The organism is Vagococcus sp. (assembly GCF_036639995.1).
Classification (GTDB): domain Bacteria; phylum Bacillota; class Bacilli; order Lactobacillales; family Vagococcaceae; genus Vagococcus.
The window spans coordinates 1-4,399 of sequence record NZ_JAVWHO010000054.1 but is presented as its reverse complement, the minus strand read 5'-3'; the positions used below and the strand labels follow the sequence as shown (position 1 = coordinate 4,399).

The window sequence follows — 4,399 nt, the reverse complement described above, 5'->3', positions numbered from 1 at the left end:
GCAATTGGTCCTGGTATAAGAACATCTAACGCATTTAAATCCGCATATTGCTCAATCGTCATACCAAAGGATAGCATCTCTTCAAAAATAAGAGATAACATGGCATAACCGCCACCAAATCCCAAAAAGCCAATCTTTAAAAAGGTGATAAATAATTTAATCAACATAGTTTATCCCCTTTTTTAAAAATGGCAGAAACAGCTCCTATAACTACAGCAACCAATATTAAACGAGGGGCACTTAGTAAATTAAAAATAGTCAAAAAAAATGCCAATAAAGATAAGCAAATCGTTAGTTTATCTTTTAAATTAAACTTCGCTAATGTGTAGGCAGCTAAAAAAAGAAACGCCGCTGACGTGGCTCTAATACCTGTTAAAGCACTCAACACTGCACCTTCTTTAGGAACCAAATCATAAAAATATGTAGCAAGAGACATTAAAATAAAAGCCGGTAAAACAGCTCCAACACCTGCAAAAAACATGCCCATTTTGCCATTTACTTTTCTTCCAATAAAGCAAGCGTTCGTTAAAGCAATCACACCAGGAAAAACTTGAGATAAGGTGGTGTATTCATGTAACTCTTTTCTTTCTATCCACTCTCTTTTGTCACACAACTCTCTTTCAACTAAAGGAAGCATTGCCATACCACCTGAAAATGTAAATGCTCCTGCCATTAAGTAGACTTTGAGTAATACTAAATTTTTCTTCATTTCATTCCTCCTAGTTCTTAGCTTATCACCTTAAACACATACACAAAAATACATATATGATAATATAGAGATAACTAAAAAGTAATAAGGATGATTCTAATGAACATGAGGCAATTAACTATATTTCTTGAGGTATGTCATCACATGTCCATAACCAAAACAGCTCGTAGTCTTTATCTCTCTCAGCCCGCCATTTCAAAAGCTATTAAAGAATTAGAAACAGAGATTGATACTCCTCTTTTTGACCGAATTAACGGGAAAATTTATTTAAATGAAGAAGGTAAATTATTTCGTCTCAAAGCAAAAGAACTTTTAAAAGATTTTGAGGAACTGAAAAATTTTAAATGCACTTACGAAGATTCTACACCTATTCGAGTTGGTGTGAGTTTAACAATCGCTTTAAAAACACTCCCCTTAGCTATTAAATCTTTCAAAAAGAAATACCCAGAGACTCCCATTCAACTTTATGCTGAAAATGTGGAGCAAATTCAAAAACGACTTTTAAATGGTGATATTGACATTGCTTTCACAGAGGATTTTGAACAAAATCAGTTATTTTATTTAGAGGCATTATCCACTTATAAAATGATCTGTGTAGGTAGCGCAAATAGTCAATGGCAGCAGAAATCTTATTTAAAAAAAGGTGAATTAGTCAATCAATCTTTTTTATTAAGAGAAAGAGGAAGTACACTAAGAGATACGTTTGATGCATTTGTAAATAAAGAAAAATTAACTATTCAACCACTTCTAGAAAGTGTTAATACTGAAATTTTGATTAACGCAACCAAGCATAATTTAGGTCTAACCATTCTGCCTGCCCCTCTTGCTCAAGAAGATTTAGCTAACCATGAGCTAATTGAAATAACCATTGAAGATTTTAATGCTTATTCAACTAACTATATTGTTACCCTTCACGGCAAGAAGAAAAGCACCAAACTAAAAAATTTAATCTCGTGTTTTAAAGAATTCGAATAATAAAAATCGCTCAAAATTACATCACATAATTTTGAGCGATAAATTTACCAACCGCCAGAAGCACCACCACCACTTGAGGAGCCGCCGCCAAATGAACCGCCATCATATCCGCCACCACCACTACTACTGTTGTTATCTCGGTAATAGGATGACGCTGTGTAATTCCCCGTTACCATCTTACCCTTTTCATTATAAAGTTTATTGCCAGCTAACAAGTATGCTCCCATAAAACTAACCTTTGCACTAATTGGAATAACTGAATAAGCTGGAGCAAACGCCATTATTTTTTCATAATAGCTATAAGAAAGCATCAAGCGAGGTTTAAAAACGTATAAGTAATACAATTCGATCCCTACTGCCTCTTCGCTTTGTTTACTAATACATAATTGTCCATCTACTTCTAAATTTTTGTTTTTCACTAGTTTTTTAAGAGCTTTTTTTAATTTCATTGATTTTTTCAACATATTAAAGATTATGAGAAAGATAATAATAGTAAACGCTATACCTACTATTACGGTAAATTTATTGTCACTCTTCAATTCTTGCTTTTGCCTAATTATCCGGTCGATTTCTGGTGTTTTAGATACCATGGCACTCCCTAACCTATCAACAATCCAAGACACACCATCAGAATAATCCTTTGAACGAAAACTCTCTACCGCCGCATCATTTTCTAAAATCTCACTAGCAACCGTATCACTTATTTTTTCTGACATGCCTGAACCTGTATGAATTCTCGTTTTTCGGTCATTAACAGCCATCAAAAAGAGAACGCCATTATTCTTTTCCTTTTGACCAATGCCTAATTTTTGGAACACATCTTGAGAAAAGTCCCTAATGGATACACCGTAAGGTAATTCATCAACAGTGATAATCATGAGCTGCTCACCGTCTTGCTCTTCTGCCATTTTTTTATTTAAATTGTATATTTTTTTTCGAACTTTTCTAGATAAAATATCTGCGTTATCAGAGACAAATACATTATTTTTATTTATCTCTAGCTCTGTATTATCAACATAAATAGACTTATTTTTTTCTGTAATATCCCACTGATAACTTATATTTTTTTCAAGCTCTTCAAAATCTATATTTTTTGAGTCTCTATTGGTAAGTACTTTCTCCTCAACTTCTTTCCTCTTTGTTAACTCTGATATTTCCTTTTTGAGCACTCGTTGTTCAGTAAAAGTGTCGAAGCTGACTGCTGCCATAACATAACAAAAAAACAAACCAATAATAAATATAATAATTGCTATGGTATTCGTAATACACGCACTAACATACTTTTTCCTACCATATGAACAAACTTCCTTAAACACTTTCTCATCTACTCTGAGATGCTTATTATTCTTTTTCATGATCAACTCACCTCTATATTAAAGATAACAAAAAAACTGTACTAGGAAAACAACTTCCTAACACAGTTTTTAATATACTTCTTCTTTTCTTCTAAAATACATAGGTAAAAAGACACAATGAGCCACAAACACTAATACTAAAATCACTCGAACCAATGAGCTTGGAACAATGAAAAAAGGAATCGCAAGAGTAACAAAAACAATACCTAAAATCTTACTCAACTGACTTCTCGTCATTTCTTTTCTTTCAATAATTCCTTCCATATGAGCTTTATACCATTTAGTTTGGATAAAATAATCATGCCATTTCTTAGAACTATTAATCCAGAGAAACGAAGTCGCTAGATAAAACGGTACTGTTGGTAGAATGGGTAAAAATAAGCCAATTGTTCCTAAAACAAAAGTTATCATACCTAAGATAAAAAATAATATTCGTTTCATTTGTCCCTCCAACTTGATAAACATTTTCCTTAACTTTACTATAGGTGATTTGAAGAGTAAAGTTAAACCTTACTTAAGGATAAACCATCTACGTCAATTATGTGAATAATCATTCTGCATTAATTATTAAATAAAATTTTTTCGTCACTTTATCTATTTATTAATAACGACAGATTTAGCTTAAATCACTTTATTCAAAGTCAAAACTAATCTTTAAAAACATGAAAATATATTTTTACAATTGATTTTTCATCAAAGTAATCATCTTTTTTAAAGTCATTATCTCCATTAATAGTTACTTCTTTTGTATCACCTTCACTTGATAATATACCTAATGTTAAATCTGCTACTTTTTCAGTTTCTACATTTTCAAATCCCATATCTGTTAATTTATCTTTTACGAGTTGATATTGTTCACCTTTAAAATCACTTTGATTTGCGGTAATTTTAACTCCACTAGGATGGGACTCAAAATATGCTCCGATACTTAGTATTAGTATTCCAACAACTATGAAAATGGTAAGACCCAAAATAATTTTAGTATTAAGTTTTCTTTCTTCTTGTTTAGCTCTAAATTCCCATTCAGCTTTAGAAGCTTCTTTTTTTTGCAATTCTTTTACACGTTCTAATTCTACTTCTCGTTGTGCCCCAATTATAGAATGTTTTGCATTAGCAATGAAGGTAGCACCACAATATGAACAGGTAACTTCTTGATCATTAATATGAGATAATACTTTAATATTCAGGTTGCCTCCACAATTTTCACACACAATTTTAGTTAGTTTCATCTTAAATCCTCTCTTTTTAATAAAATCGTTTATCTATATTTTTATCAGAAAAATACTAAAGTTAACATAAGTAACCTTGAGATAATAATAAGTTAATTGTACCTCAACTAGCTAGAAACAAAAAGAAACAT

6 protein-coding genes are annotated in these 4,399 nt (G+C 31.6%); 1 reads left to right on the top strand and 5 read right to left on the bottom strand.

The features are described 5' to 3' along the window. A partial coding sequence (locus RR554_RS12155; protein ID WP_443081339.1) for a chromate transporter occupies window positions 1-167 on the bottom strand: 167 nt, incomplete at its 3' end. Further along, window positions 161-709: a chromate transporter gene (locus RR554_RS10775; protein WP_332464261.1), complete on the bottom strand. Its 549-nt coding sequence runs from the start codon at window positions 707-709 to the stop codon at window positions 161-163. The genes RR554_RS12155 and RR554_RS10775, both read right to left, overlap by 7 nt. Before the next feature lie 90 nt (window positions 710-799). On the opposite strand from RR554_RS10775, the gene RR554_RS10770 reads away from it, so the two are divergent. Then, entirely contained in the window at window positions 800-1,684 is an 885-nt protein-coding gene (locus RR554_RS10770) for a LysR family transcriptional regulator (RefSeq protein WP_332468006.1), read from the top strand. A 44-nt stretch (window positions 1,685-1,728) separates the two neighbouring features. On the opposite strand, the gene RR554_RS10765 is transcribed toward RR554_RS10770, so the two are convergent. The 3 genes from RR554_RS10765 to RR554_RS10755 form a co-directional block, all read right to left on the bottom strand. After that, on the bottom strand, window positions 1,729-3,039 hold the full coding sequence (locus RR554_RS10765; RefSeq protein WP_332464259.1) for a TPM domain-containing protein: 1,311 nt from the start codon (window positions 3,037-3,039) through the stop codon (window positions 1,729-1,731). A 69-nt stretch (window positions 3,040-3,108) separates the two neighbouring features. Next, window positions 3,109-3,480 carry a YbaN family protein gene (locus tag RR554_RS10760; RefSeq protein WP_332468004.1) on the bottom strand — a complete coding sequence of 124 codons (372 nt, stop codon included), beginning with the start codon at window positions 3,478-3,480 and terminating at the stop codon, window positions 3,109-3,111. Between the two features lie 206 nt (window positions 3,481-3,686). Further along, window positions 3,687-4,268 carry a hypothetical protein gene (locus tag RR554_RS10755; protein ID WP_332468003.1) on the bottom strand — a complete coding sequence of 194 codons (582 nt, stop codon included), beginning with the start codon at window positions 4,266-4,268 and terminating at the stop codon, window positions 3,687-3,689. Between the last annotated feature and the right edge of the window lie 131 nt (window positions 4,269-4,399).